Source organism: Phytoactinopolyspora halotolerans (assembly GCF_010550675.1).
Taxonomy (GTDB): Bacteria; Actinomycetota; Actinomycetes; order Jiangellales; family Jiangellaceae; genus Phytoactinopolyspora; species Phytoactinopolyspora halotolerans.
This window is the reverse complement of the sequence record NZ_JAAGOA010000036.1, coordinates 1-26,670: the sequence shown is the minus strand read 5'-3', so window position 1 is coordinate 26,670 and position 26,670 is coordinate 1. Positions and strand designations below refer to the sequence as shown.

Sequence of the window (26,670 nt, the reverse complement as noted above, 5' to 3'; positions counted from 1 at the left end):
CACCCGTGCACATGGAACCAGGTAGTCCCGACGCGTAGGAAGGCGTTTCATGCTCAAGCCCATCCCCACCCCGACCCGCGAACTCGTCAATCTCGACGGCATCTGGCGATTCGCGATCGACTCGCGCGTGGGTGACGAGCCGTGGACGGGGCGGCTCCAGACGCCGCTGGAGGCTGCCGTGCCCGCGAGCTTCAACGATCTCTTCACCGATCCTGAGATCCGCGACCATGTCGGATGGGTCTATTACCAGCGCACCGTGCGCGTGCCGCGCGGGTGGGCGGGCGAACGGATCCTCCTCCGGTTCGATGCGGCGACGCATGCGGCGCGTGTGTACGTCGACGACGCGTTCATGGGGGAGCACGTCGGCGGCTACACACCGTTCGATATCGACCTGACCGACGTCGTGTCGGCCGGGGGTGAGTTCCGGCTCACGGTGGCCGTCAGCGGGGACCTCACGAACGAGACGATCCCGCCGGGGAAGATCGAGGTCGGCGTCACGGGCCGGAAGAAGCAGACGTACTTCCACGATTTCTACAACTACGCGGGACTCGCCCGATCCGTCTGGTTATACAGTACGCCGAAGCTGCGCATCGATGACGTCACGGTCGTGACGGGCTTCGAGGGGACCACAGGAACGGTCCGTTACGAGGTCAAGGCTGTCGGGGCCGGCGACGTACGCGTGCGGATCGCCGACGCCCAGGGTGAGGTCGTCGGCGCAGCGGAGGGTGCCGGCGGCCAGATCGAGATCCCCGAGGTCGTGCTGTGGAAGCCCGGCGCCGCTTACCTGTACGACCTCACGATCGAGCTGACAGACGGCGGCGAGGTCGTCGACAGCTACACCCTCCCGGTTGGCGTGCGGACGGTCGAGGTGCGCGGCTACGAGTTTCTCATCAACGGCGAGCCCTTCTACTTCACCGGTTTCGGCAAGCACGAGGACACCCCCGTCCGAGGCAAGGGCAGCGACGACGCGTACCTGGTCCACGACTTCCAGCTCCTCGACTGGATCGGCGCGAACTCGTTCCGCACGTCGCACTATCCGTACGCCGAGGAGGTCATCGAGTTCGCCGACCGGCACGGCATCGTCGTCATCGACGAGACGGCGGCGGTCGGGCTCAACATGGGCGTCGTGGGTGGAATGACCGGCAAGCCGCCCTTCCCGACGTTCTCCGAGCAGTACGCGAACGACCGCACGCGTGCCGCGCACGCGCAGCACCTGCGTGAGCTCATCGGACGCGACAAGAACCACCCCTCGGTCGTGATGTGGAGCATCGCCAACGAGCCCGCATCGAACGAAGACGGGGCGCGCGAGTACTTCGAGCCGCTGGTGACCCTCGCTCGCGAACTCGACCCGACGCGTCCTCTCACCTATGCGCTCGTGATGTTCGCGAACACGAAGAACGACCAGATCATCGACCTGTTCGACGTCGTCAGCCTGAACCGCTACTACGGCTGGTACGTCGCGACTGGGGAGCTCGACGTCGCGGAAGACTACCTCGAGCGCGACATCCAGAGCTGGGTCGAACGCACGGGCAAGCCGATCATGATGAGCGAGTACGGCGCCGATACTCAGCCGGGCCTGCATTCGGTGTGGGATCAGGCATGGACCGAGGAGTATCAGCGCGACTATCTGGTGATGCACCATCGCGTATTCGATCGTTTCCCGCAGTTCGTCGGCGAGCAGATCTGGAACTTCGCCGACTTCGCCACCTCGAACGGCGTACACCGCGTCGACGGCAACAAGAAAGGCATCTTCACGCGCGACCGCCGCCCGAAGAGTGCCGCCTTCGCCCTTCGCGACCGGTGGCGGGGCCTCGACGGCCGCAAGCCCGGGACCACGCAGTGACGGGGGTCGCCGTCGTCGGTCCGCCCGAGGTGCTCGCTCAGGCACCGGTACGCTGGGCGATCGGCCGTCTCGATGGTGCGGCGACGACTCATGGCGCGCACGTCGTAGTCGCCGATGACGTGCTGGCCGATGACCGAGAATGTGTGCTGACGGTGGCGCTGATCCGGGCGGAGGACTCGAGGTCCACGGTCGCGGCCGGACTCCGGGATATGCCGCACGAGCCCGAGTCGTACGCTCTGCGAATCGTCGCCGATGAGGCCGGCGGTCGGCGCGTAGTGGTCGCGGCGCCGGACGATGTGGGGTTCGCCTACGCCCTCACTGAGCTCTGCGGGCGCCTCGCCGCCGGCGGGCTCGGCGACTTCACACCGGGACCACAACTGACGCAGCGCCCAGCGGTTCCGGTACGCGGGATCCAGCGGATATTCGCCAGCGTCCACGAGGACTCCGCGTGGTTCCATGACCGGGCGTTCTGGACCGACTACCTCGACCACCTCGCGACCCAGCGGTTCAACCGCTTCCACTTGGCGTTCGGCATGCAGTACAACTACGGGACCGGCGTGGAGAGCCGCACGGCGAGCGACAACTACCTGTGCTTCGCATATCCCTTCCTGCTCGACGTTCCCGGCTTCCACGTGCGTGCTCAAGGGGTGACGGCGGCCGAACGTGAGCGCAATCTGGCTGCGCTCGCGCACATCGCACGAGAGACGCGCCGACGGGGAATGAGCTTCCAGCTGGGCCTGTGGAATCACGCCTACGACTACGGGTACGACTCGCGGCACTGGTATCCGATCCTCGGCATCAGCCCTGAGATCCATGCCGACTACTGCGCCGCCGCGGTCCGGATGCTGCTCGCCCGGATCCCGGAGATCGACGGGCTCACCTTCCGGGTGCACTACGAGGGCGGGATCCACGACCAAGGGCACGAGGTGTTCTGGGACAAGGTCTTCCACGCCGTGTCCGACGCCGGGCGGCCGATCGAGGTCGACATGCACGCCAAGGGCATCGACCAGGCCATCCTCGACGCCGTCGACAAGCCGGGAATCCGGCCGGTGATCTCCGGAAAGTACTGGGCCGAACACATGGGCGTCCCGTACCACCAGGCATCGATCCGGCGCCGTGAACTCGAGGGTGCGACGTGGCCCGGCTTCGACGCGGAGGTTGCAGGCGTGACCGATGTCGAGCGCCGGCTCACGCGTTACGGCTATGCGGACTTCCTGAGTGAGGGCCGTCCGGTCGAGTTCATGTTCCGGGTGTGGCCGGGAACCCAGAAGCTGCTGTTGTGGGGTGACCCGGAGATGGCGGGCGGCTTCGGACGCTTCGCGACCTTCGGCGGTTCACGTGGGGTCGAGTTCTGTGAGCCGTTGTCCTTCAAGGGCCGGAGGGGTACCGGTGAACCGGGCCGGCGCGATCCGTACCTGCGCGACGACCTCCGGCTCGGCGTCGCCGACTGGCGCAAGTACCGGTACACGTATCTGCTCTGGGGCCGGCTACTCTACGATCCCGACGCTCCGCCCGACACGTGGCGCCGCTTCCTGCGGGCCGAGTACGGTGCGGCGGCCGCTGAGATCGAGACGGCGCTCGCGTCGTTGAGCCGCATCCTCCCTCTGGTCACGGTGGTGCACGGGGTGAGTGGCGCGAACAATTTCTACTGGCCCGAGATGTACGTCGACCTGCCGATCTCGTACTGGCGCCAGTCGTCCCACTACGCCTTCGACACACCGGCACCCAGCACCTGGGAGGGTGTGTCGCCGTTCGACCCCACGATGTTCTACGCCGTCGGAGAGTACGCGGACGACGCGCTCGAGGGCACGCTGACCGGGAAGTACACGCCGCTGGAGGTGGCGTCATGGATCGAGCGGTGGGTGGCCGCGGGCGAAGCGGCGATCACCCGCGTGCGAGCTGGGCTCGATGAACCACCGGCGGCGCAGCTGCACCGGACGCTCGTCGACCTGGACGTCCTGACCCGGCTCGGCCGCTTCTTCGCCGGAAAGTTCCGTGCGGCGGTGCAGTACGCGCTGTTTCGCCGGACGGGTGATCCGACGGCCATCTCGGAGACGGTTCGGCTGCTGGAAGCGGCGCACGCGTCGTACGCGGCGATCGTGGATGTCGTCGCCGGCGTGTATCAGGAAGATCTTGCCTTCGGTGTGGGCGTCTCCGAGCGCGGTCACTGGGCGGATCGTCTCCCGGCGATGCGGGAAGATCTGTTCGCGCTCTCCCTGGAACGCGACGAGGCGCTGCGAAGAGAACCGCCGCCGACCGCGAAGACTCCGGTTGTCCGTGACGATCGCTGGCGGCTGGACGACGCGCGCTTCGTCGTGCCGGAACGATTCACCCGGGGTCAGCCGCTGGAGGTGCGGCTGGAGACCGGATCGCTCACACCGGCGGACGCCGCCGAGCTTCACTACCGGCACGTCGATCAGTCCGAGACGTTCCACCAGGTCGTGATGGACCGCCAGGGAACGTGTTTCTCGGCGTGGATTCCAGGTGAGTTCACGGCGTCGTCGTACCCGTTGATGTTCTTCGCCGAGGTACGACGGGCGGGGTATCAGCCGATCTTCGTCCCGGGCTTCAACGACACGCTGTCCAACCAGCCCTACGTGGTGCTGCACAGCACGGACTTGGTCGCGGTGACACAGCGCGGTGAGTGAACGGCGTTGTGGTCGCCACCGCGACCGCTATGCATGCTCGTTCCAGCGACTCATGCGATCCCGTCAGCTCTCGATGGCTGCACGAGTGTGGGCACACCGCGACCCCGCAGGGAGGCGTCGAGCACCAAGACCGTGTGCGCGGTGGGCATGTGAATGCCCTGGCGTTCGAGTGCGTTGGTGATCTGCAGCAGGCAGCCCGGGTTGGAGGTGACGAGTAATTCAGCCTTGGTCGCAGCGACGTTGGTCGCTTTGCGTTCGCCGAGCTCGCGGGCGGGTTCGGGGTTGAGCAGGTTGTACACGCCCGCCGATCCGCAGCACATGTCGCCCTCGGCGATCTCCCGGATCGTGAGCCCCGGGATATCGGTGAGCAGCCGGCGGGGCTGCGCCCGCACGCCTTGGGCATGGGAGAGGTGGCATGCGTCGTGGTACGCGATGGTGACCGGGAGCGGGTGGCGTTCGGCGACGGGCCCGAGCTCGACGAGGATCTCGGAGATGTCGCGGACCTTCTCGGAGAAGGCGCGGGCGCGCTCGGCGTAGCCGGGGTCGTCGGCGAGCAGGTCCGCGTAGTCCTTCATGGTGGATCCGCAGCCGGCGGAGTTCACGACGATGCGCTCGACGCCGGTGTCGGTGAAGGCGTCGATGAGAGTCCGGGCGTAGCGCAGTCCTTCGTCCTCACGCCCGGTGTGGACCGACAGCGCTCCGCAGCAGCCCTGGGCCGGGGGAGTGACGACGTCGCAGCCCTCCATGGCGAGCACGCGAACGGTGGCGGCGTTGACGTCGGGGTAGAACTCGCGCTGGACGCAGCCCAGTAGCAGTCCGACCGTCAGGCGGCGTTCACCACGTGCGGGCACCAGGGCGGGGATCCGGACCCGTCGCTGGACGGGCGGCGCGATGGCCTCCATGGTCGCCAGCGTCGGCGAGATCCTGTCGAGCACGCGCGAGCGACGTACCAGCCGGCTCAGACCGCTGCGCTGATAGAGAGCCAGCGGCCCGCGCAGGAGCCGGAGGCGTTTCGGGCGGGGGAAGAGCGCGAAGACGGCCTCGCGCAGCACGCGGCCGGCCCGCGAGCGGTGTTCGGTGCCGCGCCGTTCGACCTGCTGGCGGGTCGCCTCGATGAGCTTGTCGTACTGGACGCCGGAGGGACAGGCGGTCACGCACGCCATGCAGCCGAGGCAGGCGTCGACGTGCTGGACCATGGAGGCGGTCATGGGCTCGCCCTCCAGGCCCTGCTTCATGAGCTGGATGCGACCGCGAGGGGAGTCCATCTCCTCGCCCCAGAGCGTGTAGGTGGGGCATGCGGGGAGGCAGAAGCCGCAGTGCACGCAGTCGTCGATGAGTTCGCGCGACGGCGGGTGGTGGTCGTCGAAGGCGGCGATGCCGAGGACATCGGGCAGCTGGCTGTTGTCGTTCACTCAGATCCCTCCGACGAATCGGCCGGGTGCAAGGGTACGGCCGGGGTCGAGTCTGTTCTTGATGCCGCGCATGAGGTCCAGGCCGGCGACCGGACCCCACGGATCCAGGTCGGCTCGCATCTCGCTCGGCGCCTGCAGCACGGTGACGGTGCCCTCGCGTGGGCTGGGCGCGGCGGTGCGGAGCCGAGCGACGACGGCGGCGACGCCGTCGGCGGAGGAGGCGGTGATACCGGCGTGCAGGACTCCTGCGGCGGAACCGCGGATGGCGACCCCGGCGCCGTATCGTTGCTCGGCGTCCCGGGCCGCACTGAGGAGTTCGGTGACGCCGGTCAGCGTGGTGGTGGCCTTGGCGAGGACGTTGCCGCCGGGCAGGTGCCCCCACCACGACGGTGGGGATGTGAGTTCGCCGTCGAGGAGCGCCGCGGCCTCCTCGGCCCGGTGACGGACGGCTTCGGCGGTGCCTTCGAGCAGGACGGCCACGGTAGCCTCGTCGCTATCGGCCGGGCGGTCGATCTCGACGGCGGCTGGAGCGAGCTGCGAGGCCACGATCCGGCGGGCGAGAGCGGCGACGTCGGCCATCGGCCCTGCACGCTGCACCACCGCGCGTGCCGGTTGGACGGGGTGCAGGCGGAAGGCCGCGCGTACGATCACGCCGAGCGTGCCGAAGGAGCCGGTGACGAGTTTGGCGAGGTCATACCCGGCGACGTTCTTCACGACCTTGCCGCCTGAGGTCGCCACCGTACCGTCCGCGAGTACGACCGTCGTCCCGAGTACCAGGTCGCGTAGGGCGAGCCGTTGCAGGCGCCGGGGTCCGGAGGGTGCGGTGGCAAGCGTCCCGCCCACGGTGGAGCCGGCAGCGAGGCGCCCCGGTGGGATGTCGGCGACGAGCTCCTGCCCAGCGCGGCCTACCTCGCTCTGCAAGCTCTGCAGCGGCAGACCGGCTTCGGCGACGACGACCAGGTCGCCGGCCTCGTGTTCGATGAGCCGGTCGAGCCCGGTGGTGTCGAGGATCATGTCGACCTGCTCGGGTGGTGCGCCCCAGGCCAGTGCGGTGCCGGCCCCGCGTGCCACGGTGACGAGCCCTTGGCCGTGCGACTCACGCAATACGGCGGAGACGCCGGCCACGGACGTCGGGCGAGCCACGACCGAGGCTGGCACGCCGTCGATCGAGCCGGCAGGATCGCCGGGTTCGAGGGGCCGGACGTCGCCGTCGCCATCGAGGCTGCGAGCGAGCGCTCTGACGTCCGGATGGGTGGACGCCGCCATCAGAAGACCTCCGCGATGCCGGCCTCGTGCAGCGGGTGCGCGCCCTGGCGGCGTCCGGGCCGTTCCCCGCACAGCCGGGGTGTGGGAAAGATCTTGCCGGGGTTGGAGATGTTGTCCGGGTCGAAGGCGCAACGGACGGCCTGCATGGTGTCGAGGTCCTCTTCGGTGAACATCTTGGGCATGTAGGTGGCCTTGTCGGAGCCGACGCCGTGCTCACCGGTGATGGATCCGCCGTTGGCGATGCACAGCTCGAGGATTCTTCCGGCGACCTGTTCGGCGCGTTCGGCGGCGCCGTCCTCGGCGTCGTCGAACAGGACCAGAGGGTGCAGGTTGCCGTCGCCGGCGTGGAAGACGTTCGCGACGCGCACCCCGAGCTCGGCGCTGAGATCGGCGATCTGGCGCAGCACCTGCGGCAAGGCTGTCCGCGGGATCACGCCGTCTTGGACGATGTAATCCGGGCTGATCCGTCCCACGGCTGCGAAGGCGGACTTGCGGCCCTTCCAGATCAGGGACCGTTGGGCGTCGTCGGCCGCCACGCGCGTCTCGAACGCGCCGTTCTCCTCACAGTGGCGTAGCACGGCCTCGAACTCGCCGCTGACGTCCGCGGTGTGACCGTCGAGCTCGATGACGAGTACCGCGCCCGCGCCGGCCGGGTAGCCGCACCGCACGGCCTTCTCCGCGGCTTCGATCGCGAGCGCGTCCATCATCTCGATCGCCGCCGGGATGATGCCGGCGGCGATGATCGCCGACGTCGCCGCCCCGGCGTCGTCGACGGTGTGGAAGCCGGCCAGCAGCGTGCGGACGTCCTGCGGCAGGCGCGTCAGGCGCACCGTGACGGAGGTGACGATGCCCAGGGTTCCCTCGGAGCCGACGAGAGCACCGAGCAGGTCGTAGCCGGGCGGATCGGGCGCCTTGCCCCCGATCTCCACGAGCTCGCCGGCAGGGGTGACCAAGTCGATGCCGGTGACATGATTCGTGGTGAAACCGTACTTCAGGCAGTGTGCGCCGCCGGAGTTCTCCGCGACGTTACCGCCGATGGAGCAGACGGTCTGGCTGGACGGATCCGGCGCGAAGTAGTACCCGTCGGGGCTGGTCGCCTGGGTGAGGTGGAGGTTGATGACTCCGGGGTCGACGACGGCACGCTGGTTCTCGACGTCGATCTCGCGGATGTTCCGCATCTGTGACATGACGACGAGCACACCGTCGGAGTGGGGGAGCGCACCGCCGGACAGGCCGGTGCCGGACCCACGGGCGACGAACGGCACCCGGTGCGCGGCGCACACCTGCACCGCGGTCCGGACGTGCTCGGTGTGCTCGGCGAGCACGACCAGACCGGGCACCACTGTGTACTGGGCGAGGCCGTCGCATTCGTACGTTCGCAGCTGCTGCCGGTCGGTGATGACGCGGTCGGTTCCCAGGGCACGCTCCAGCTCCGCGGTGACGCGGCTCAGGGCGGACATGGACATCAGTCCATGCGCTCGTACGCCGGCAGCGTCAGGAAGTCGGCGTAGTCGTCGGCGACGGCGACCTCCAGGAAGGTCTGCTTCGCCTCCTCGTAGTCGGCCGCAGCACCGGGCAGCTTGGCGATCTCCTCGTCCACGATGCGGTCGATGAGGTCACGCGTGACCTTCTCACCGGTGTCGGCGAGCACGACGCCGTTGTGCAGCCACTGCCACACCTGGGACCGGGAGATCTCCGCGGTGGCCGCGTCCTCCATGAGATTGAAGATGGCGACCGCGCCGAGTCCGCCCAGCCAAGCCTGGAGGTATTGAACGCCGACCGAGATGTTGTTCCGCAGCCCCGCCTCGGTCACGTCGCCCGGGGTGGAGGCGACATCGAGGAGCTGGTCCGCGGTGACCTGCACGTCCTCGCGGGTGCGCTCGATCTGGTGGGGCCGATCGCCCAGGACGGAGGTGAAGACCTCTTTGCACAGCTCGACCATGCCCGGGTGGGCCACCCAGGAACCGTCGAACCCGTCGTTGGCCTCGCGGGTCTTGTCGTCGCGGACCTTGGCGAAGGCGGCTTCGTTGACGCTCTGGTCCCGGCTGGGGATGAAGGCGGCCATGCCGCCGATGGCGTGCGCGCCGCGCTTGTGGCAGGTGCGCACGAGCAGCTCGGTGTAGGCGCGCATGAAGGGCACGGTCATGGTGACGGCGTTGCGGTCGGGCAGCAGGAATTCCTGGCCGCGGGTCCGGAAGGACTTGATGACCGAGAACATGTAGTCCCACCGGCCCGCGTTCAGACCGGAGGAGTGTTCACGCAGTTCGTAGAGGATCTCCTCCATCTCGAAGGCCGCCGGGTACGTTTCGATGAGCACGGTGGCGCGGATCGTGCCACGGGGGATGCCGAGGAAGTCCTGTGCGATGAGGAAGGCCTCGTTCCACAGCCTCGCCTCGAGGTGGGACTCCAGCTTCGGCAGGTAGAAGTAGGGGCCGAAGCCCTTCTCGATCTGACGCAGGCCGGCGGTCGCCACATACAAGGCGAAGTCGACCAGTGAACCGGAGGCCTGCCGGCCGTCGACCAGGATGTGCTTCTCCGGCAGGTGCAAGCCGCGAGGCCGCACGATGATCGTGGCAAGCTCCTCGTCCGGCCGGAGAGTGTAGGACTTGCCGTTGTCCGCGGTGAAGTCGATGCTGCGGTTGATCGCGTCGAGCAGGTTCAACTGCCCGCCGACAACGGCCTCCCAACGCGGAGTGTTGGCGTCCTCGTGGTCGGCGAGCCATGCCTTGGCGCCGGAGTTCAGCGCGTTGATGGTCATCTTCCGATCGGTCGGGCCGGTGATCTCGACGCGGCGGTCCTCAAGCCCCGGCGCCGGTGGAGCGACGCGCCAGGAGTCGTCCTCACGGATGTGCCTGGTCTCGGGAAGGAAGTCGAGCGTGCCGCCGGCCGCCAGTTCATCGACGCGACGCCTGCGGGCCTCGAGCAACTCGAGCCGGCGGTCTTCGAGCCGCCGGTGGAGCGTGGCGACAAGCTCCAAGGCCTTCGGCGTGAGCACTTCATCGTCACGCTCGCCTATCGTGCCGGTGATCGTGATCCCGTCCAGAGTCGTCACGGTGATAGTCTCCACTTCCATAATGCGGAAAAGAATCTCTTCTATATGAAACTCTAGCTGAGCGTGGGGAAGAAGGCAACGACGAGGCGGCTACGCGATGGCGGATGGTCTGGGTGGCACCGATGTCGAGCAGGCGTCCCGCGCCCCGTTGCACCGACTTCCGTATTGTGGAAGACTAATTCCGTAGCGCATACTATGATGTGGCGAGGAGGTGTCGTGTGCCGGAGTCTGGTGGGGTCCAGTCCCTGGATCGAGCGATCGACCTGTTGGAGATCCTCACAGATCTCGGCGGTGATGCGGGACTGAGTGAGCTCGCTTCCCGCAGTGGGCTTGCTCTCCCGACGATTCACCGATTGCTACGCACTCTGGTCAACCGTGGGTATGTGCGGCAACTCCCCTCGCGCCGATACACGCTCGGGCCACGCGTTGTCCGGCTGGGTGAGGCGGCCGGGCGCCAGCTCGGCGTCGGCACCAAACCCCACCTGGAACGACTCGCGCACGAGCTCGGGGAAAGCGTCAATCTTGCGATCCTCGATGGTGACATGGTGGTCTACGTCGCCCAGGCAGCCTCGACTCGTTCGATGCGGATGTTCACCGAGGTGGGGCGGCGAGTGCATTGCCACAGCACCGGAGTCGGCAAGATGGTGCTGGCCCAGCTCGCCGACGACGACGTTCACAAGATCATCGCCAGCGCCGGCCTCCCTCCGGCGACGGAGCACTCGATCACCGACATCGAGGCGTTGTTCGCCGAACTAGACTCCATCCGCAAGCGCGGCCACGCGGTGGACGACGGCGAACAGGAGATCGGCGTCCGCTGCTTCGCCGTCCCGGTGTCAGGCACTCCGACCCCGGCGGCCCTGTCCGTATCTGGGCCTGCCGTGCGGGTCACCGACGAGTTCGGGGAGCGCGCCGTCCCGCTGTTGTGTGAGACGGCCGCAACAATCGGTGAGTTCCTGTCGGTCGGATGATCACGAGGGGAGTGACGTCGTCGACTCCCGCACGATCAGGCGCGTCGGCAGCTCGGGCGGCTCATACGCCGTCGTGCCGTCGACTTGGGCGAGGAGGCACGACATGGCGGCCGCACCGACCTTGCCCAGTGAGCTGTCGATAGTGGTCAGGCTTGGGCTGATCAGGTTCGCCCCATAGACGTCGTCGAATCCTACGATGCTCAGGCGCCCGGGAACGTCGACCCCCTCCTGTTTGCACTCTGAGATCAAACCGATGGCCATGAGATCGTTGTAAGCGACGATGGCGGTGACGCCGGAGGCGAGGATTCTGCGCAGTCTCGTCGCGCCGCCGTTCGGGACCGGATCGTCCGGGGGGATCTCGACGATCGACATGCCCTTCGCGACCGCGTGCTCGAGCAGGATGTTCCACCTGTTCCGGTTGGCCCAGAACGTCGTCGGCCCGGAGAGATAGCCGATCGAGCGGTGGCCGAGTTCCTGTAGGTGGTCCAGGGCCTGCACCAGTCCGGTCTCACTGTTCGGCACCACGTGCGGGATGCCGTCGACCCGGCGGAGCGCGATGACTATGGGCTTGGTCTCGCTCAGCTGTGCGATCTGTTCCTCGTCCAGGAGCGACGCGACCACGAGCACGCCGTCGACGGAGGGCTGCAAGCGCTCCACGGTGGCGAACTCGATGTCAGAGCGCCGGTGCGACTCGGCGAACACGAGCGTGTAGCCGGCGTCGGTGGCGACGTTCTCGGCACCTCGCACGATGTCGTAGAACACGGGATTCGTAATGTCGGAGACCAGCAGCGCCACCATGGCCGTCTTTCCGGTCAGGAGAGCACGTGCCATGGGATTGAGACGGTAACCAAGCGCCTCGGCAGCGTTGCGGATGCGTTCCTCGGTCTTGGCGTTGATGCGGCCCGGCTTGTTGAGCGCGCGCGAGACGGTGGACGGGCTGACACCGACCACCTCGGCCACGTCGTAAATAGTGGCGGCCGGCTTCCGGCTGCCAACGCGGTGCACCGCAGCCGGACTGTCGTCGCTCATCTACACCCTCACCGTAACCGCGTGACTGTTGCCAGATCCGTAGGGGCATTTTACATATCCCTAGCTCGGCGGCGAGGCAATCGGTTGACAGCGCCGGTGGTCGCACACCGGCTGTGAGCTTCTTCTGAGATTCGGAACGAACGATGGCGAAGTAGCCGATCGCCACCGGGCCTGCCGGTAGCGCGGCGGTCCACCGGCGAAAACGATGGGAGCCTTTCATGGCCACGAAGAAGCACGCCGCTGTCCCGGTCACCGTAGCCCTCGCCGCTGCGCTGCTCGCGGCATGTACCACCGCAGACGAGGAGACCAACCGAGCGGCGCCCGAGGCCTCGGAGGAGGCGAGCGCTGAAGAGCGGACGACGTCCGCCGAGGTAGCCGAGATCACCGATGTCACCGAGATCGCCACCGAAATCACCACCCCTTGGGGGCTGGCTTTCCTTCCGGACGGCTCGGCGCTGGTGTCCTCGCGCGACACCTACGAATTGCGTCGGGTCGATCCCGCGACCGGGGAACATGAGCCGGTCGGCATCGTTGAAGGCTCGCCGGCCGCGGGTGACAGCGGCCTCATGGGTCTGGCGGCCTCGCCGGAGATCGCCGATGACCGCACGGTCTTCGCCTATGTGACCGTCGGGGAGGTCAACCGGGTCGTCGCTCTCGAGTTCGACGCCGCCTTCGACTCGTTCGAGCAGACACGTGTCGTCCTCGACGGCATCCCGGCCGGCGGCAGCCGTCACAACGGGGGCCGCCTCGCGATCGACCCGGACGGGGCGCTGTGGATCACCACCGGCGATGCCGGCGAACCGTCCCGCGCGCCCGACCCGGAAAGCCTGAACGGCAAGATCCTGCGCATCCTGCCCGACGGCGGCATCCCGGACGACAATCCCGGCGACGGGCCGATCTTCAGCAGCGGCCACCGCAACGTCCAGGGCATCACGTTCGGACCCGACGGGACGGTGTACGCCTCCGAGTTCGGTGAGAACACTGAAGACGAGGTCAATGTGCTCCTCCTCGGCGCCGACTACGGGTGGCCGGACGCCGAGGGCACCACCGGCTCGGGGGGAGAGAGGCCGATCTTCACCTTTGCCACCGAGGACGCCTCGCCGGCCGGCCTCACCTACGCCGAAGGATCACTGTGGATGGCGGCCCTGCGCGGGCAGCGGCTGTGGCAACTACCGGTCGACGAAGGAGAGCCGACCGGCGAGCCGATCGCGCACCTGCAGGGCGAGTGGGGGCGTCTCCGCACGGTCGAGGTCGCACCGGATGGGTCACTGTGGGTCCTCACCTCGAACACCGAAGACGGCGGCGATGAGGCGGGAGAAGGGGACGACCGCATACTGCGCATCGAACTCGCTGTCGGATGACGGATTCGACGGGTGAGTCGGTGATGGAACAGGCGTGGCCGTGACCGATCTGTGGGTCATTGATCAGTCCGCCTACGTCCGTCTCCACGCATCACCGGACGCCGACCAGTGGCCGGACCAGATCAACCGAGGAGCACCGAGTGCTGCGCGCGAAGACTACGGTCAATCGCGTTGCGCAGCCATGGCGGCCAGGGCAACGGTTTGGATCCAGGATAGAGGCACGGGTATCGCTAAGGCGGGCTGATCACGGGAGTGTGCAGCGGTAGAGCTTTCCGGGACTGAAGCCTCAACCGTGCGGCAAGGAGGCTGTCAGCGATCGAGCAGTAGGTGGTGATCGTGGATGCCTATAGTAGGCAGCGCTATAGTTGTGGCATGTCTAGTCGGAGCGAAGTGCTGCGTCAGGTGATGCTCGAGACGAGCACCACCCAGTCAGACCTGTCCCGGGTGAGCGGCATCCGTCAATCCAGTATCAGCCAGTTCCTCTCCGGCAAGGTCAATCTGAGCGACGAGCAGCTTGACCGGTTGCTGTCGTGCATGGGTTACCGTCTCGAAGTTGTCCGTCGGCCTGTCGTGGCGGAGCTGACTCGTTCCGAGCGTCGCTCTTGGCGGTTACACCGTCAGCTCTCGACTCACCTGACGCGTTCGAGTCTGGAGGAGTGGCGCCCGCGCATCGAACGTAATTTGAGGCGGTTGCGTGAGAATGTGTCGGGCCAGCCCCATGTGCGTAACCTGGACCGGTGGCAGTCGCTGGTCGGCTCTGGGGACGTGCCCGGCCTGCACCGTGTGCTCACGGGACTTGACAGGGACTCGATTGAGATGCGCGAGATTTCCCCGATGGGCGGATTGCTCTCGCAGGACGAGCGTTCTGACGTGTTGCGGATGGCCGGTTGATGCGGCGCGCTCAGCTGGAGCATGCCATTCGGACTGCGTGCCAGATCATCGAGCGACCGGAAGTGATCGTAGTCGGATCACAGGCGATTCTTGGCACCTTCGGTGAGGATGAGCTTCCCGTTGACGCCACGTTGTCGGTGGAGGTCGACGTCTTGCCGATCGCTGACGACGATGATGAGACGGTAAGGCTCGCCGACCTCATCGAAGGTGTCGCGGGGGAGTTCTCTTCCTTCGAGGATTTGCACGGTTTCAGTATCGATGGCGTCGACATGAAGACCTCCGCGCTCCCGGAGGGTTGGCGGGATCGTCTGGTCAAGGTGCAGAACGCTAATACGGCGGCGCCGGCCGGTGAACCCCGGTTTACCGGCTGGTGCCTCGACAAGGAGGATCTGTGCGTTGCGAAGCTCTGTGCTTTCCGTGAGAAGGATCAGAACTTCGTCGCCGCCTTGTTGGATGCCCGCCTGGTTGACGCCGGTGTGATCGCCGATCGGATACCGACCGTTCCGACACGCTATGGATCTGCCGCGGAGCGCGCGCTCGCGTGGATCGCGTCTTGGAAGTAGCCGGTAGCCGCTCCGTGCTAGCGCACGCGGCGTCTGCTCGTTGATACGTTGACGTGGCTTGCCCTGTCTAAGCGGCGTGATAGGCAGCGCTGGATCGTCGCCCTTCGCGTCCTTATCCATCAGGGCGAGAAAGACCTCGTGGTTCGACTGCGTTGCGTCAGACGACTGAGATCCCGCTCGCAGGACAACGATCCGATGTGTGTGGTCGTCTTTGTCAATGACGGGACGCGTCCGGCGACCCGCAGGGCGGTAGGAGCACAGTGACAACCGAGGATGCGCTCGTTGTCGTGGCTGGCGAACGCCACCGCGCGCTGGTCGGGTATGCCTACCTGCTGACCGCGGACCTGGCAGAGGCCGAGGACCTGGTGCAGGAGGCGATCGTGCGGACGTTCGCCCGGTCGCTGCGTGGCTTGGATCTGCAGGACGCCGAGAGCTATGTGCGTCGTGCCGTCTTGCGCCTGTATGTCGACGGGCATAGGCGCTGGGGTCGCTGGCTGGGCATCCGGCATCTGGTGGCGACAGGCGGTGACGATCGCGGATCTGCGGCCGGTCCGGATCTGACTGATATTCAGATCGATGTGCGACGGGCGCTGGCCGATCTCCCTCGCCGGGAACGTGCCTGCGTCGTCCTTCGGTACTTCGACGACCTGACCGTCCCGCAGATCGCAGACCGATTGGGTGTCAGCGACGGCTCGGTGAAGCGGTACCTGAGCCAGGGTGTGGGGCGGCTGCGGACCGCGCTGGGCGCGGCGGTCTCCGTCGGCGACGACGGCGAGTCCGCGCCCGGCGGCATGGACACGAAAGGGCGACGATGAGCGACGAACTGAGGCAGCGGCTCCAGGAGATCGCAACCGCTGCGGGGAACGCCGCCCGCGACGGTGATGTCGCCGGTGTGCGGGCGAAGGTGCGCAAGGGCCGCCGGCGCCGGATGGTCGTGGCCACGGGTGTGGTCGTGATGGTTGCCGTGGCGAGCGTCGGCGTGGTCGTGGCGCTGGACGGTTCGCCCGATCCGTCGGTGGCTGGCGGGTCGTGGGAGGCGTGCGGGCAGGACGTTGAGACCGCCGCCGGGGCTGCGTTCGATGACGCCACCGTCTTCACCGACGACGGGCCGGTCGGCCTTCGACTCGATCCGCTCCACACGACAGACTCGGCGGAGGCTTATGTCGCCGCGGAGACGACGTACGCGGCCAGCGGCGTCGATCGCTTCGCTGTCGTGAACGTGGACGGATCCCCGCTGGCCCTGTGGGTGGTTGACGGCGACGGGCGCGTCGTCGGAACTGGCCGCCCGACCGGAGGCTACCCGGACGATCTGGTGGTGACGCCACCAGACTCCACCTGGATGGACGTCGGGTTCGAGGTGCGTTCGTGTGGCGACGTCGCTGGTACGTCACGCGGGGACGTGCTCCCACCTGGGGATTACGACATCGTGGCGGGAATCGGCGTCGCGCCGGCGCCTACCGGCCAGTCTGACCGGCCTGGACGGGCTGCGGCCGTCGTGCTCGCGTGGTCGGTACTCATCGTGGGGGAGGGGGACGACGCCCCGGCTGTTGATTCTCAGTGTGGCGCTGTGTGGCCGCAGGACGCCGTCACCTCCACCGGCGGTGACGAACTGGGCATCCGGCTTGACGGGCCTGCCGACCTCGGCGAGGTGGCACCCCAGGACCCCACCGATGGTGACCCGCCCGGTGCCGCGTTCACCGTGACCGCCGCCAACACGTCGGATGCCGAGCTAGAGGGCTGGACCGGGCACCCGTGGATCGTGGTGGTCCGTGACAGGACCATCGTCGGCACAACGGGCGGGATGGACGACGTCGGGCTGGATGCAACCATGGAGCCGGGCACATCCATGGACTACGACGCGTGGGTGCCGTTGCACGACTGCACGACGGTAGGGGTCGGCGAGCATGCCAACAGCGGCGGCGGTGATCCACTGGCCCCGGGCACCTACGAGCTGTATGCGGTGATGGAGTTCTTCTTCACCACTCCTGCCGGCGACGACGGACCTGGCCAGGACCGTACAGACGTCACTGCCGTCGGCGGGCCATGGACGGTCACCGTTCCCTGACTCTCCTGGCACGGAGGGAATGTCCTGCTACGTGGTGGTCGTGAGGATGACGAGCTGCTGGAAGCTACCGGGTGGCGCGGGTCATCGCGACGTAGCGGTCGACGGCTCCTGGGAGGCCCGTTGAGAACGGTTCCGGATCGTCGAGCATGAGAACGTCGAGGTTGTCCTGGTCGGGAGCTTCAAACGCCGCTAGCCGAATCGTTATCTCGGCTGACACAACCGCATCGGGCGCCCGGGACGTGTAAGGGGAACGACAGCGCATCGAGCGAGGGTGGGCGGTAGGGATGGATCGTTTTCGGCGAGAGCTTGAGAGTTTCCTGGATCAGCCTCTGGGAGATGTTGATTCCGGCCTGGCTATCGCGGCTGCTCGGCGACGGCGCGCACGTCGAGTGGCGGCCGTCGCTGGTGCGACGGCGATGTTAGTGGTGGGAGCGGTAGCGGTGACCGACGCTGTTGTCGGTCTTGGTGGCGGTCCGTCTTCGGGTGATCCCAGACCTGCCGGCTCTGACGACCCGTTCCCGGCGCCGACACAGACTGATCAGAGTTCGTCGTACAGCGTGACTGACTGGCTGCCCGAGCAGCCCATGCTGGGCAGGCCGCCCGAGGTTGGCACGTTGATCTACCGGACGTGCGCCGACGGCGATTGCGTGGTCAATCTGCTCACTCCGGACGGGGCGGAGTATGCGCTGGCGGAGATCAACCCGGATCTTGTGGCGAAGATCGAGCAATACGGGCTTGGCGGGGCGGCCCTCTCTCACGAGGGCAAGGAGATGGGTGTTCGGGTAGACGCGGGGTTCGAGGTGTACCAGATCGGGTTTAACAGCCCAATCGGCACGCTGCCGCGCGGTCCGGGCGGATCTCGGTGGGAGGTCATGGCATGGGGTGTGGGTTCATCGCAGTTGTGTCTCGCTCAGACAGTTGATGGGAAGGCCACGGCGTTCAGCCACAATGGCGTCATCTATGAGCTTGAGGACGATGCCGGCTTGCCGCCGATTCCCGCGGGGTCGGAATCCGCAGGGTGCGGGGTGCTCGCCGATCCGATCGATACGGCTGTTCCGCCAGAGAATCGGCAGCGCATCACCGAGCCGCTCGACACCACTCACGTGGCGGTCTTCGAGGCGGTAGACGGTGCGCCGCCGGGGACGGTGATTGACTTTGGTGATAGCGATTGGGGGACCGCTGAGGTTCTGCGTGATCGTGAGACTCTCGCTGGTCCGCGTGGGGTCCATGAAGAGGTGTGGCAGCCAGGTTCTGGTGTCGACGATGATCCACTCGCACGGCGGGGTTTCAAGGTGTTTACTCCGCATGGCGACGAGCTGAGAATGACCGCGGTGATCGCACAGGGTTACCACCTGGGGCCGGAATACGCGCGATTTGATCTGCCGGAGTCGACGCCGGAGGAGACGTGGGATTACCTGGCCCTGACTCATGATGGGGTTGCTGTTTCCAGAAAGTCCGCTCTCGAGGATGCAACTGATGTGTTTGTCCTTCCTGCTGACGGCGGCGAATCTCGGCTGCTGCATACCCTGCCAGTCGACGCGGAGATCGTCATGCCCGGCGCCGTTGTGAGCGACAAGTGAGTGGGCGGTCGGCGCACGGGGACACTGACGGGTTTACAGAGTTCGTGGCGAGCCGCGGGCCGGCCTTGTTGCGCATGGCGCTGGCCCTGACCGCGGACCGCGGGTTGGCCGAAGATCTTGTTCAAGAAGCGCTGACACGGGCGGTGAGCCGGTGGGGAAAGCTCATCCGCGACGGCGACCCGGAGCGATACATCCGAGCCCTCATGCTCAACGAGACGCGATCGCAATGGCGCCGACGTGCTCGGCGGCAAGAGGTGATCACTGACGAGGTGCCGGAGCCCGTTGCGTCCGGCGCCACTGAACACGGGGTAGCCCACCGAATCGACATGGCGGACATCCTCAAACACCTATCACCGCGCCAGCGCGCGATCATCTATTTGCGGTACTACGAAGACATGTCCGTGGCCGAAACAGCCACTCTGATGAGGTGCTCGCCGGGGACGGTCAAGCGACAGTCGTTTGACGCACTGAACCGTATCCGCCGTCTCGCACCCGAGCTGATGCCGGACAACGATGCGACCGAGCAAGAAGCGACATGATGACCTTCATCGCTGGCCGTGTGGGATAGCGGGACCATGATCGTCAGGGAGACCAGGTGACCCGACGAACCAGACGGTGGCAATGCGATCTGTGCAATCGTAACCGTGTCGCTCCAGATGGTCTGCGGCGTGCTCTTGGGGCTAGCGCTGGTAGCCCAGCAGCTGCATCGTGGTGGCGTTCGGCGTTGTCTGTTGCCGCCACCGCGGCTCGGACCGTGTCCAGTGGGTCGACGATGAGGTCGTCGTAGCGGATCCAGATCGGATCGGGAGCGGTCGACTGACGCCAGCTGAGTACGTTCTGCCCCCAATGGGCTGTGCCGCCTGACTGCCGGGTGATGATCGCTCGCGCCTCTGCTGCGAACAGGGTTTCATAATCGGGCTGGTCAACGTGGTGTGCGGTACGCAGCCGTGCCCAGGAGACCACGCAGTCGCGGCCGTCACGCACCAGGCAGATCGCTCGGTCCCGCTCGGACACCAGTGGGTCGGAGCGTTGCCGGTGGGTCTTGATGAAGAACACCTCTGACGACGTGCGTAGTTGGTCGAACGTGCCTGGGCGGGGCCGGAAGTCCATCAGGTCGGTTCCGATCTGGTCGGCCACACCGTCAACGTCGTAGACCACGTAGGTCGGGACTTGGTAGAGGCGGTGCAGCAGGATGCGGAAGAAGGTGTTGCCGGAACGTGGAAAAGATGCGACCCACACGATCATCGCGACAGCCTAGACGCACCGGTCTTGCGGTGCTAGAGCGGCCGATCAGCCGGGTCGTGGCCTACGTGTGGCGTGGCCATCACCGGTCCACGACCCTCCTTGCCTGGGGCAGCGACTTTGCCAGTGGGGCATGGATCAGGTGAAGTTGGGGCATGGATCATCACACACCGGACCAGAATCTGTACAACGTGCCGTTCCGCACCGACGACTTTGGCGGTATGCCCTATCGATACGTGGGGAGCAGTGGACTGCGCGCGTCGGCGATCGGCTTGGGGACCTGGAAGTTCGGTTATCCGGAGACAGGTGACGGGTCGCGGGTGGCCGAGGACGAGGCGCTGCCGCTGCTGAGTCGTGCAGTCGAGCTGGGCGTTACGTTCTGGGACACGGCGAACCGATACAACGCGGCGTCGGGCAACTCCGAGCGGATCATCGGCCGCTGGCTGAAGGACAACCCGGCGCGGCGGCGTGACGTGGTCGTGTCGACCAAGACCTTCGGGGGAATGGATGGGATCACGCCCAATCATTCCGGGCTTTCCCGGCTGCAGATCATTCAGTCGGTCAAGGCTTCGCTGGCGCGGTTGCGCACGGACTATCTCGATCTGCTGTGGTTCCACGGCTTCGACTCGCATGTGCCCGTCGCCGAAAGCCTCGAGACGGTGGAGGATCTGATCGGTCAAGGGCTCGTCAATTATCTGGCCGTGTCCAACGTGGAGCGGGATCAGCTGGAGGAATTGCTGACGGTGTCCGGCACCCTGTCCCGAAGAGTGCGACCGATCGCGGTGCAGAACCGGTTTGACCCGCTGAACGGTGAGTTCCGGCCAGGTGTGCTCGAACTCTGCAGGGCCGAAGGTGTCTCCTTTGTCCCGTATTCACCGCTGGCGCAGGGACTGCTGACCGATCGCTACCTCGACCCCGACCGGGCTGGCGCCGGTGATCGCCTCGTCGACGAAGGACTGTTGGCCGAACTGGCGACCGAGAGCAACCTCAAGAAGCTCAGGCGCCTCGGTGAGCTCGCGTCGCAATGGGATACGCGCGTGTCGACGCTCGTACTCGGCTACCTTCTCGCGCTGCCCGGCATGGGGCCGCAGATCCCGGCCAGTTCGACCGCCGCGCAATTGGAAGCCAACGCGGCCGCGGGCAGATTGCATCTCGACACCAGCCAGATCAGCGAGATTGCGGACGTCTTTCGCTGACTAGAGACGTCTGGCCAGCGCTAGTGAAATCCTGGCACAGTGGCTCGCGCCAGAGGACCGTGAGATGGCCGACAACCTGTGCCGAACCCGAGCGCCTTTCGGCCGTCATCGCGCCGTGATAGGCCGCGTTCGCCTTGACATTCCAGTGCACTGTAACGTCTACGGTGGCGGCCATGGACACACCCAGTGTTGCAGACCTGCGGACCACCTGGAGCCGTCGAGAGTACTCCACGACGAGCGTGAGCAGCGCGGCAATCAACATCATCGCGGACGGGACGCCCGCCACGCCGAGCGCGTTGGCGGGGGCGACGGGCTTGGGCATCGACGAGGTGACGGTGCACATCGAACGGGCCCGCAGGGCAGGTGCCGAGGTTGAGGACGGGGCGATCGTCGGCAGTGCGCTGTCGCTGCGTCCGACTCAGCATCGGTTCCGGGTCCGGGGCAACGACCTGTACACATGGTGCGGGTTCGACGCGCTGTTCGTGCCGATCATCGTCGGCGAACGTGCGGAGGTGACCTCGGCCTGCGCGGTGACGGGCGCTGAGATCCGGCTGACCGTGGAGGCAGATGGCACTGTCTCTGACGCGTCACCCACCGGCGTCGTCGTCGCCATCGTCGGTACGGACGTCACGTCCTGTTGCCCGGTGGCTGGTCCACAGTCGCGGATCTGCACGCAGATGCCGTTCTTCGCTTCCCGCACGGCCGGCGAGGAGTGGCTCTCCGACCATCCCGGCGTCGCGATCGTCGATCTGGGCGACGCGCGGGCGGTGGCACGCGCCTATGTCGAGGATTGCGTGTCGGGAGGCGGACTCTGATGGCGATGCCGAACGAGGGGACACGACGTCGTGGTGGCGGCGACGGCTACGACCTGGTGATCGTGGGATCTGGATCGGCGGCGTTCGCCGCGGCGATCCGCGCCCGTGACCTGGGCGCGCGGGTGGCGATGGTGGAGCGCTCGACGGTCGGTGGAACGTGCGTGAACGTGGGTTGTGTGCCGTCGAAGACGCTACTGCGCGCGGGGGAAGTGCGGCGCAGGGCAGAGCTTCATCCGTTCGACGGCATCGAGACCCGTGCCGGGGCGGTGGATCTACGTGCGCTGGTGGCGCAGAAGGACGAGCTTGTCGCCATGCTGCGCGCGCAGAAGTACGAGGACCTCATCGAGTACTACGGCATCGACCTGATCCGTGGTTCGGCTCGCTTCACCGAAGCCGGCGGCGTGGACGTCGACGGCGAGGTGCTCCAAGGCAGTGCGTATCTGATCAGCACCGGAGCGGCGCCTGCCGTTCCGGCGGTACCCGGCCTGACGGAGGCCGGCTACCTGACGTCGGCCAGCGCACTCGACATCACGGCGGTCCCTGGCTCGCTCGCGGTCTTCGGTGCCGGCGCCATCGGCCTCGAGCTCGGCCAGTTCTTCCTCGAGATGGGCGCGGACGTCACGCTTCTGGACATTCTCGACCGTGTGGCGCCCTACGAGGAACCCGAGATATCCGAGGCGATGGCGACGATACTGCGCGAGCAAGGCGCGGAGATACATGCAGCGGCACGGATAGTCCGGGTGGAGCGCGATGGACATCGTCGCATGGTGGTCGCCGTCGTCGGTGGCGAGGAGATCACGCTGACGGTCGACGAGATCCTCATCGCAACCGGCCGTCGAGCCGACACGGCGCACATCGGTGCCGAGGCTGCGGGGATCGAGCTGGACGAGCGGGGCGCGGTAGTCGTCGACGCGTACCTGCGAACCAGCAATCCGCACGTGTACGCCGCCGGCGATGTCACCTCCGCACCGCAGTACGTTTACCTCGCCGCACAGCAGGGCGCGCTGGCGGCGGAGAACGCTCTCACCGGCGTCGACGCGCGGATGGACATGACGGCTCTTCCGCGGGTGACCTTCACTACTCCGCAGATCGCCGCGGCCGGGCTGGGCGAGCATGCCGCAATAGCGGCGGGGCATCAGGTGAAGACCAGTGTGCTTCCACTGTCCGCGGTGCCGCGGGCGCTGGTGAACCGGGACACGCGTGGCCTGGTGAAGATCGTCGCCGACACGGACACCGACAACGTTCTCGGCGTGCACGTGCTCGCCGATGGAGCCGGCGAGGTGATCCAGGCCGCGGTCTATGCGATCGCGTTCGGCCTGACGACCGCCGATCTCGCTCGCACGTGGTCGCCTTACCTGACGATGGCCGAGGGCCTGAAGCTCGCTGCGCAGACATTCTCGCGTGATGTCGCGAAGCTGTCGTGCTGCGCGGCCTGACGGGCGGTCGCCGGTTCGGCGGTGGTTCGCCGATGTGTGATCGTCGCAGCGGAGACCGGGACCGACCGGAGAAGCATGGCCAAACCGGGTGGTCCACCCACCGGACCCCACTCGGGGGCCAGGTCAATCAGCGGCGGCCGGTCTTTGGATGATGTCGCAGTATCCGCCGCAGTCCGCGGGATCGAGCGTGCTGGCTCGCCCGGCGAGCTCCAGAAGGCGGGATCGGGTCTGTTCCAGTTCAGAGATGCGACGCTGGACGTCGGCGAGCCGGTCGCCTATGAGCTGACCGGCGTGCTCGCACGGTGGTTGGCCGCCGTCGCGGATGGCCAGGATCTCGCGGATCTGCCGGAGCGTCAGACCGGCGGTCTGAGCGTCGCGGATGAAGACCACGCGATCGAGCAGCTCGGCGGGGTAATCGCGGTAACCAGACGCGGTCCGGCCGGGATCGGGAAGCAACCCCTCGTCTTCATAGAACCGCAGTGTCTTGGCCGTGGTCCCCGCCCGGCGCGCCAGCTCACCGATCAGCACGACGTCCCTCCTGGTCGCTCTCACCTCTCAACGTACGCCGTAGCTCGATCGTCGTGCTTGCGTTGTCCGGCTGACCGGGGCGAAGAGTGTGGCGTTTGGCGCAGTGCGGTGGACGCAGCGACGATGCCAGGGGTGCTGGGACGAGATTGGTATCGTGCGCGCCATGTCCATGTTCATGTCCATGGACATGGCCGTGTCGACGGATGGGACGTAGCGGATGTGGTTTCAGCACTCGCCGGGTATCCGGCGCGAGTTTCCGGAGCTTGCTGCCGGTGCGTTGGTGGCGAACGGCATCACGTCCAGCGCAGACGTCAAGATCGACCATCTGCTGGCTGAGGCGCGGTTACGCCTGCGCGATCATTCGCCCGCCGAGCTCGACGAAATCCAAGCGTGGCGACGGACGTTCGCGGCCATGGGCCTCAAGCCGACGCAGTATCGCTCTGCGGCCGAATCGTTGCTCCGACGGTTCGCCAAGGAGGGCGAGTTGCCGCGGATTCACCCGTTGATCGACCTGTGCAACGCCGCCTCATTGGCGTGGGCGGTGCCCATCGCCGTCATAGATGTGGGCCGGGTCGCGGCCTGGTTGGAGGTGCGGCACGCCGACGGGACCGAGAGGTATGAGACTTTCGGCGGCGAGACCGAGCACCCTGCCGTAGGAGAGGTGATCTTCGCCGACGCCGACGGTTACGCGCATGCCCGTCGTTGGTGTCATCGGCAGAGTGGCCGTTCGGCCGTGCGGGAAGGAACCACCGACGTCCTTATCGTGGCCGAAGCTCTGCACGAATCCGCCGCCGCCGACGTCGCCAGCCTTCTCACCACCCTGAGCGACGCCGTGGAGACGGCGTGGTCACCGCCTGCCCAGGCTGCCCTGCTCACCGCGACCGAACCACGGATCGAGTTCTGACCCGAAGATCAGCGGTTGTATAGAACTCTATAGAACGCCGGCTGGCGATAGCGCACCCACGCAGGGGAGCGATGCCGGAAGGGGTGTGGCAGCCGTCCTCGAGCGCGGCGATGCCTGTCTGGCAAGATGGGTGACATGCCAGGTCCGCTGCGCGTTCGTGGATCGGTCGTCATCCCGGAGGCGGAGCTGCGGTGGCGCTTCTCTCGTTCGTCGGGGCCGGGCGGTCAGTCGGTGAACACCACGGACAGCAGGGTGGAACTCAGTTACGACGTGGCCGCGTCGGCGGCGCTGGACCCGGCCCTGAAGGAGCGCGCACTGCAGCGGCTGGCGGACCGACTCACCGACGGGGTGATCACGGTCGCCGCCTCAGAGCACCGCTCGCAGTTGCGCAACCGGGAGGCGGCAGAGGCGCGCCTCGTGCAGATATTGAATCAGGCTCTCGCTCCCGCGCCGCGTGCGCGTCGACGGACCAAGCCCAGCCGCGGCTCGGTTGAACGTCGGCTGGCGGCCAAGCGTCGGCGCAGTGAGACGAAGCGTCGGCGCCGGGCTACCGATGACTAGCCGGTGCTGCGCTTCTCGGCCGTGCCGCTTTCGCGGCTGATGGAGTCCTGATAGATGTCCGCGTAGGTGCGCGAGTCCTTCACCAGATCGTCGCAGAAGGCAACCACGTCGGTGCCGATCAATTCCAGGACTCCCTTGCCGTCCGCGGCCCCATGCTCGAAGAAATCGACAAGGTCCGACAGCAGGGACCCGTCGGTCAAGCGGCTCTTCGCAGTTGAGGGTGTAGTCCGGTCGGCGCGTCGGTGGCCGGGTAGGGGTCGAGGTCTCCCGAGGATGGAGGTGACTATGATCTCGGGCTCGAAGTGCTCGGGCAGCGGTTGGAGCCCGATCGGGCGATTCTCCGGTGCCGGGCTGTCCAGCCCGACAGATGGTGTCGTCGCTGCGGATGCCAGGGCGCGGCCAGGGACACGGTGGTCCGGCGGTTGGCGCACGAGCCGTTCGGGTGGCGGCCCACGGTGTTGGAGGTCAGCCTCCGCCGATACCGGTGTAACGCCGCCTCCGACGATCGGAACACGGACCGACGACGCGCCGCGAGCCGTCAGTCGCCGACGCTGCCGTCGATCATCTCGCGCAGGATGTCCGCGTGGCCCGCGTGCCGGCCGGTCTCCAGGATCACGTGCAGGTACACCCACCGCAACGTCAGCTCCCTGCCCCGCGGTGCGTAGTCGAGGCTGTGCTGGGCGGCGATCTCGCGGGAGCGGTCGCACTCCGCCTGGTAGGCGCCGATGACGTCGTCGAGCTTCTCGTTCGGCTCCAGCCGCAGGTCGGCCTCCGGGTCTGCGTCGGTCCACGGCGGCGTGGGCAGCTCCGCGGCGGGGATCTGCCCGATCTGCTCGGCGAACCCGCCCAGTTCCACCCACCGCAGGTGTTTGATCAGGCCGCCGAGGTTGGTGCCGGTCGGCACCGGGCTGCGCCGGGCGTCCTCCTCCGACACCCCGCGGGCCTTGCGCACGACGGCGTCGCGCAGGTAATCCAGGAACGTCTCGAGCTGCTCGCGCTCGCTGGCGGCGACCACGCTGCCGAGGATCTCACTGGGTCTAGGGCGTGTCTCCTAATTCATGGCCGGGCGAGGATGATGGTGGCGGCCAGGAGGATGCCGCCGTGGTAGGTGCGGGCGTACTTGTCGTATCTGGTGGCGATCCCGCGCCATTGCTTGAACCGGCCGAAGCCGCGCTCAACCGTGTTGCGCAGCTTGTAGCGCTCGGGATCAAACGATGGTGGCCGCCCACCGGCCGATCCTTTGGCCTGTCGGCGCTTGACCTGGTCACGGCGTTCGGGAATGGTGTGGCCAACGCGGCGGCGGCGAAGCT

At 67.0% G+C, this 26,670-nt stretch carries 24 protein-coding genes and 2 pseudogenes; 16 read left to right on the top strand and 10 right to left on the bottom strand.

The window, feature by feature from the left end:
* The first annotated feature begins 49 nt into the window (after positions 1-49).
* Positions 50-1,843: a beta-glucuronidase gene (gene uidA, locus G1H10_RS30740; protein ID WP_163745099.1), complete on the top strand. Its 1,794-nt coding sequence runs from the start codon at positions 50-52 to the stop codon at positions 1,841-1,843.
* A complete protein-coding gene (locus G1H10_RS30735; protein ID WP_163745098.1) occupies positions 1,840-4,491 on the top strand; it encodes a hypothetical protein in 2,652 nt (883 codons plus the stop codon). The genes uidA and G1H10_RS30735 overlap by 4 nt, the downstream gene beginning before the upstream one ends.
* A 50-nt stretch (positions 4,492-4,541) precedes the next feature.
* Here the strand turns inward: G1H10_RS30735 and G1H10_RS30730 are convergent, their stop codons facing one another.
* From G1H10_RS30730 to aceB, 4 genes are read right to left on the bottom strand one after another with little or no spacing between them, the layout of a single operon-like run.
* Positions 4,542-5,903 carry a (Fe-S)-binding protein gene (locus tag G1H10_RS30730; protein ID WP_216853832.1) on the bottom strand — a complete coding sequence of 454 codons (1,362 nt, stop codon included), beginning with the start codon at positions 5,901-5,903 and terminating at the stop codon, positions 4,542-4,544.
* Entirely contained in the window at positions 5,904-7,169 is a 1,266-nt protein-coding gene (locus G1H10_RS30725; RefSeq protein WP_163745097.1) for an FAD-binding oxidoreductase, read from the bottom strand.
* Positions 7,169-8,629: an FAD-linked oxidase C-terminal domain-containing protein gene (locus tag G1H10_RS30720; protein WP_163745096.1), complete on the bottom strand. Its 1,461-nt coding sequence runs from the start codon at positions 8,627-8,629 to the stop codon at positions 7,169-7,171. Before G1H10_RS30720 ends, G1H10_RS30725 begins: the two co-directional genes overlap by 1 nt.
* Before the next feature lie 5 nt (positions 8,630-8,634).
* Positions 8,635-10,242 carry a malate synthase A gene (gene aceB, locus G1H10_RS30715; RefSeq protein WP_163745095.1) on the bottom strand — a complete coding sequence of 536 codons (1,608 nt, stop codon included), beginning with the start codon at positions 10,240-10,242 and terminating at the stop codon, positions 8,635-8,637.
* Positions 10,243-10,439: 197 nt separating this feature from the next.
* On the opposite strand from aceB, the gene G1H10_RS30710 reads away from it, so the two are divergent.
* Positions 10,440-11,189: an IclR family transcriptional regulator gene (locus G1H10_RS30710; RefSeq protein ID WP_163745094.1), complete on the top strand. Its 750-nt coding sequence runs from the start codon at positions 10,440-10,442 to the stop codon at positions 11,187-11,189.
* Here G1H10_RS30710 and G1H10_RS30705 read toward each other — a convergent pair whose 3' ends face one another.
* Positions 11,190-12,218, bottom strand: a complete 1,029-nt coding sequence (locus tag G1H10_RS30705) for a LacI family DNA-binding transcriptional regulator (protein WP_163745093.1) — start codon at positions 12,216-12,218, stop codon at positions 11,190-11,192.
* 218 nt (positions 12,219-12,436) lie between these two features.
* On the opposite strand from G1H10_RS30705, the gene G1H10_RS30700 reads away from it, so the two are divergent.
* The 7 genes from G1H10_RS30700 to G1H10_RS30670 all read left to right on the top strand — a co-directional run bounded on the left by G1H10_RS30700 (position 12,437) and on the right by G1H10_RS30670 (position 19,217).
* Positions 12,437-13,579 carry a PQQ-dependent sugar dehydrogenase gene (locus tag G1H10_RS30700; RefSeq protein ID WP_163745092.1) on the top strand — a complete coding sequence of 381 codons (1,143 nt, stop codon included), beginning with the start codon at positions 12,437-12,439 and terminating at the stop codon, positions 13,577-13,579.
* A gap of 372 nt (positions 13,580-13,951) precedes the next feature.
* Complete coding sequence (locus G1H10_RS30695) at positions 13,952-14,470, top strand: helix-turn-helix domain-containing protein (protein ID WP_216853830.1); 519 nt, start codon at positions 13,952-13,954, stop codon at positions 14,468-14,470.
* Positions 14,470-15,033 (top strand): DUF6036 family nucleotidyltransferase, encoded by a 564-nt coding sequence (locus G1H10_RS30690; protein ID WP_163745091.1) that lies wholly within the window; start codon positions 14,470-14,472, stop codon positions 15,031-15,033. The genes G1H10_RS30695 and G1H10_RS30690 overlap by 1 nt, the downstream gene beginning before the upstream one ends.
* Positions 15,034-15,320: 287 nt before the next feature.
* A complete protein-coding gene (locus G1H10_RS30685) occupies positions 15,321-15,848 on the top strand; it encodes a SigE family RNA polymerase sigma factor (protein WP_216853829.1) in 528 nt (175 codons plus the stop codon).
* Entirely contained in the window at positions 15,845-17,098 is a 1,254-nt protein-coding gene (locus tag G1H10_RS30680; protein WP_163745089.1) for a hypothetical protein, read from the top strand. The genes G1H10_RS30685 and G1H10_RS30680 overlap by 4 nt, the downstream gene beginning before the upstream one ends.
* 557 nt (positions 17,099-17,655) lie before the next feature.
* On the top strand, positions 17,656-18,678 hold the full coding sequence (locus G1H10_RS30675) for a hypothetical protein (protein WP_163745088.1): 1,023 nt from the start codon (positions 17,656-17,658) through the stop codon (positions 18,676-18,678).
* Complete coding sequence (locus G1H10_RS30670; protein WP_163745087.1) at positions 18,675-19,217, top strand: SigE family RNA polymerase sigma factor; 543 nt, start codon at positions 18,675-18,677, stop codon at positions 19,215-19,217. Before G1H10_RS30675 ends, G1H10_RS30670 begins: the two co-directional genes overlap by 4 nt.
* Before the next feature lie 43 nt (positions 19,218-19,260).
* Here G1H10_RS30670 and G1H10_RS30665 read toward each other — a convergent pair whose 3' ends face one another.
* Positions 19,261-19,923 carry a sulfotransferase domain-containing protein gene (locus G1H10_RS30665; protein ID WP_163745086.1) on the bottom strand — a complete coding sequence of 221 codons (663 nt, stop codon included), beginning with the start codon at positions 19,921-19,923 and terminating at the stop codon, positions 19,261-19,263.
* 188 nt (positions 19,924-20,111) lie between these two features.
* On the opposite strand from G1H10_RS30665, the gene G1H10_RS30660 reads away from it, so the two are divergent.
* The 3 genes from G1H10_RS30660 (at position 20,112) to merA (ending at position 23,367) form a co-directional block, all read left to right on the top strand.
* Positions 20,112-21,116 carry an aldo/keto reductase gene (locus G1H10_RS30660; RefSeq protein ID WP_216853828.1) on the top strand — a complete coding sequence of 335 codons (1,005 nt, stop codon included), beginning with the start codon at positions 20,112-20,114 and terminating at the stop codon, positions 21,114-21,116.
* A 173-nt stretch (positions 21,117-21,289) separates the two neighbouring features.
* On the top strand, positions 21,290-21,931 hold the full coding sequence (merB, locus tag G1H10_RS30655; RefSeq protein WP_163745084.1) for an organomercurial lyase: 642 nt from the start codon (positions 21,290-21,292) through the stop codon (positions 21,929-21,931).
* Complete coding sequence (gene merA / locus G1H10_RS30650) at positions 21,931-23,367, top strand: mercury(II) reductase (protein ID WP_163745083.1); 1,437 nt, start codon at positions 21,931-21,933, stop codon at positions 23,365-23,367. Before merB ends, merA begins: the two co-directional genes overlap by 1 nt.
* 123 nt (positions 23,368-23,490) lie before the next feature.
* On the opposite strand, the gene G1H10_RS30645 is transcribed toward merA, so the two are convergent.
* Positions 23,491-23,895 carry a heavy metal-responsive transcriptional regulator gene (locus G1H10_RS30645; protein ID WP_163745082.1) on the bottom strand — a complete coding sequence of 135 codons (405 nt, stop codon included), beginning with the start codon at positions 23,893-23,895 and terminating at the stop codon, positions 23,491-23,493.
* A 217-nt stretch (positions 23,896-24,112) separates the two neighbouring features.
* On the opposite strand from G1H10_RS30645, the gene G1H10_RS30640 reads away from it, so the two are divergent.
* Entirely contained in the window at positions 24,113-24,799 is a 687-nt protein-coding gene (locus G1H10_RS30640; RefSeq protein WP_163745081.1) for a B3/B4 domain-containing protein, read from the top strand.
* A gap of 135 nt (positions 24,800-24,934) precedes the next feature.
* Complete coding sequence (gene arfB / locus G1H10_RS30635) at positions 24,935-25,360, top strand: alternative ribosome rescue aminoacyl-tRNA hydrolase ArfB (RefSeq protein ID WP_163745080.1); 426 nt, start codon at positions 24,935-24,937, stop codon at positions 25,358-25,360.
* Here arfB and G1H10_RS32605 read toward each other — a convergent pair.
* Positions 25,357-25,560, bottom strand: a pseudogene (locus G1H10_RS32605) (DUF1048 domain-containing protein); the annotation flags it as partial. The gene arfB and the pseudogene G1H10_RS32605 overlap by 4 nt on opposite strands.
* Before the next feature lie 87 nt (positions 25,561-25,647).
* Here G1H10_RS32605 and G1H10_RS30625 point away from each other — a divergent pair.
* Positions 25,648-25,849 (top strand): annotated as a pseudogene (locus tag G1H10_RS30625) (ISL3 family transposase); the annotation flags it as partial.
* 49 nt (positions 25,850-25,898) lie between these two features.
* On the opposite strand, the gene G1H10_RS30620 reads toward G1H10_RS30625, so the two are convergent.
* Both G1H10_RS30620 and G1H10_RS30615 read right to left on the bottom strand, forming a co-directional pair.
* Positions 25,899-26,375, bottom strand: a complete 477-nt coding sequence (locus G1H10_RS30620; protein WP_163745079.1) for a DinB family protein — start codon at positions 26,373-26,375, stop codon at positions 25,899-25,901.
* Positions 26,376-26,416: 41 nt separating this feature from the next.
* Positions 26,417-26,670 (bottom strand): transposase (locus G1H10_RS30615; RefSeq protein ID WP_376778681.1); only part of this gene is annotated, 254 nt, incomplete at its 5' end.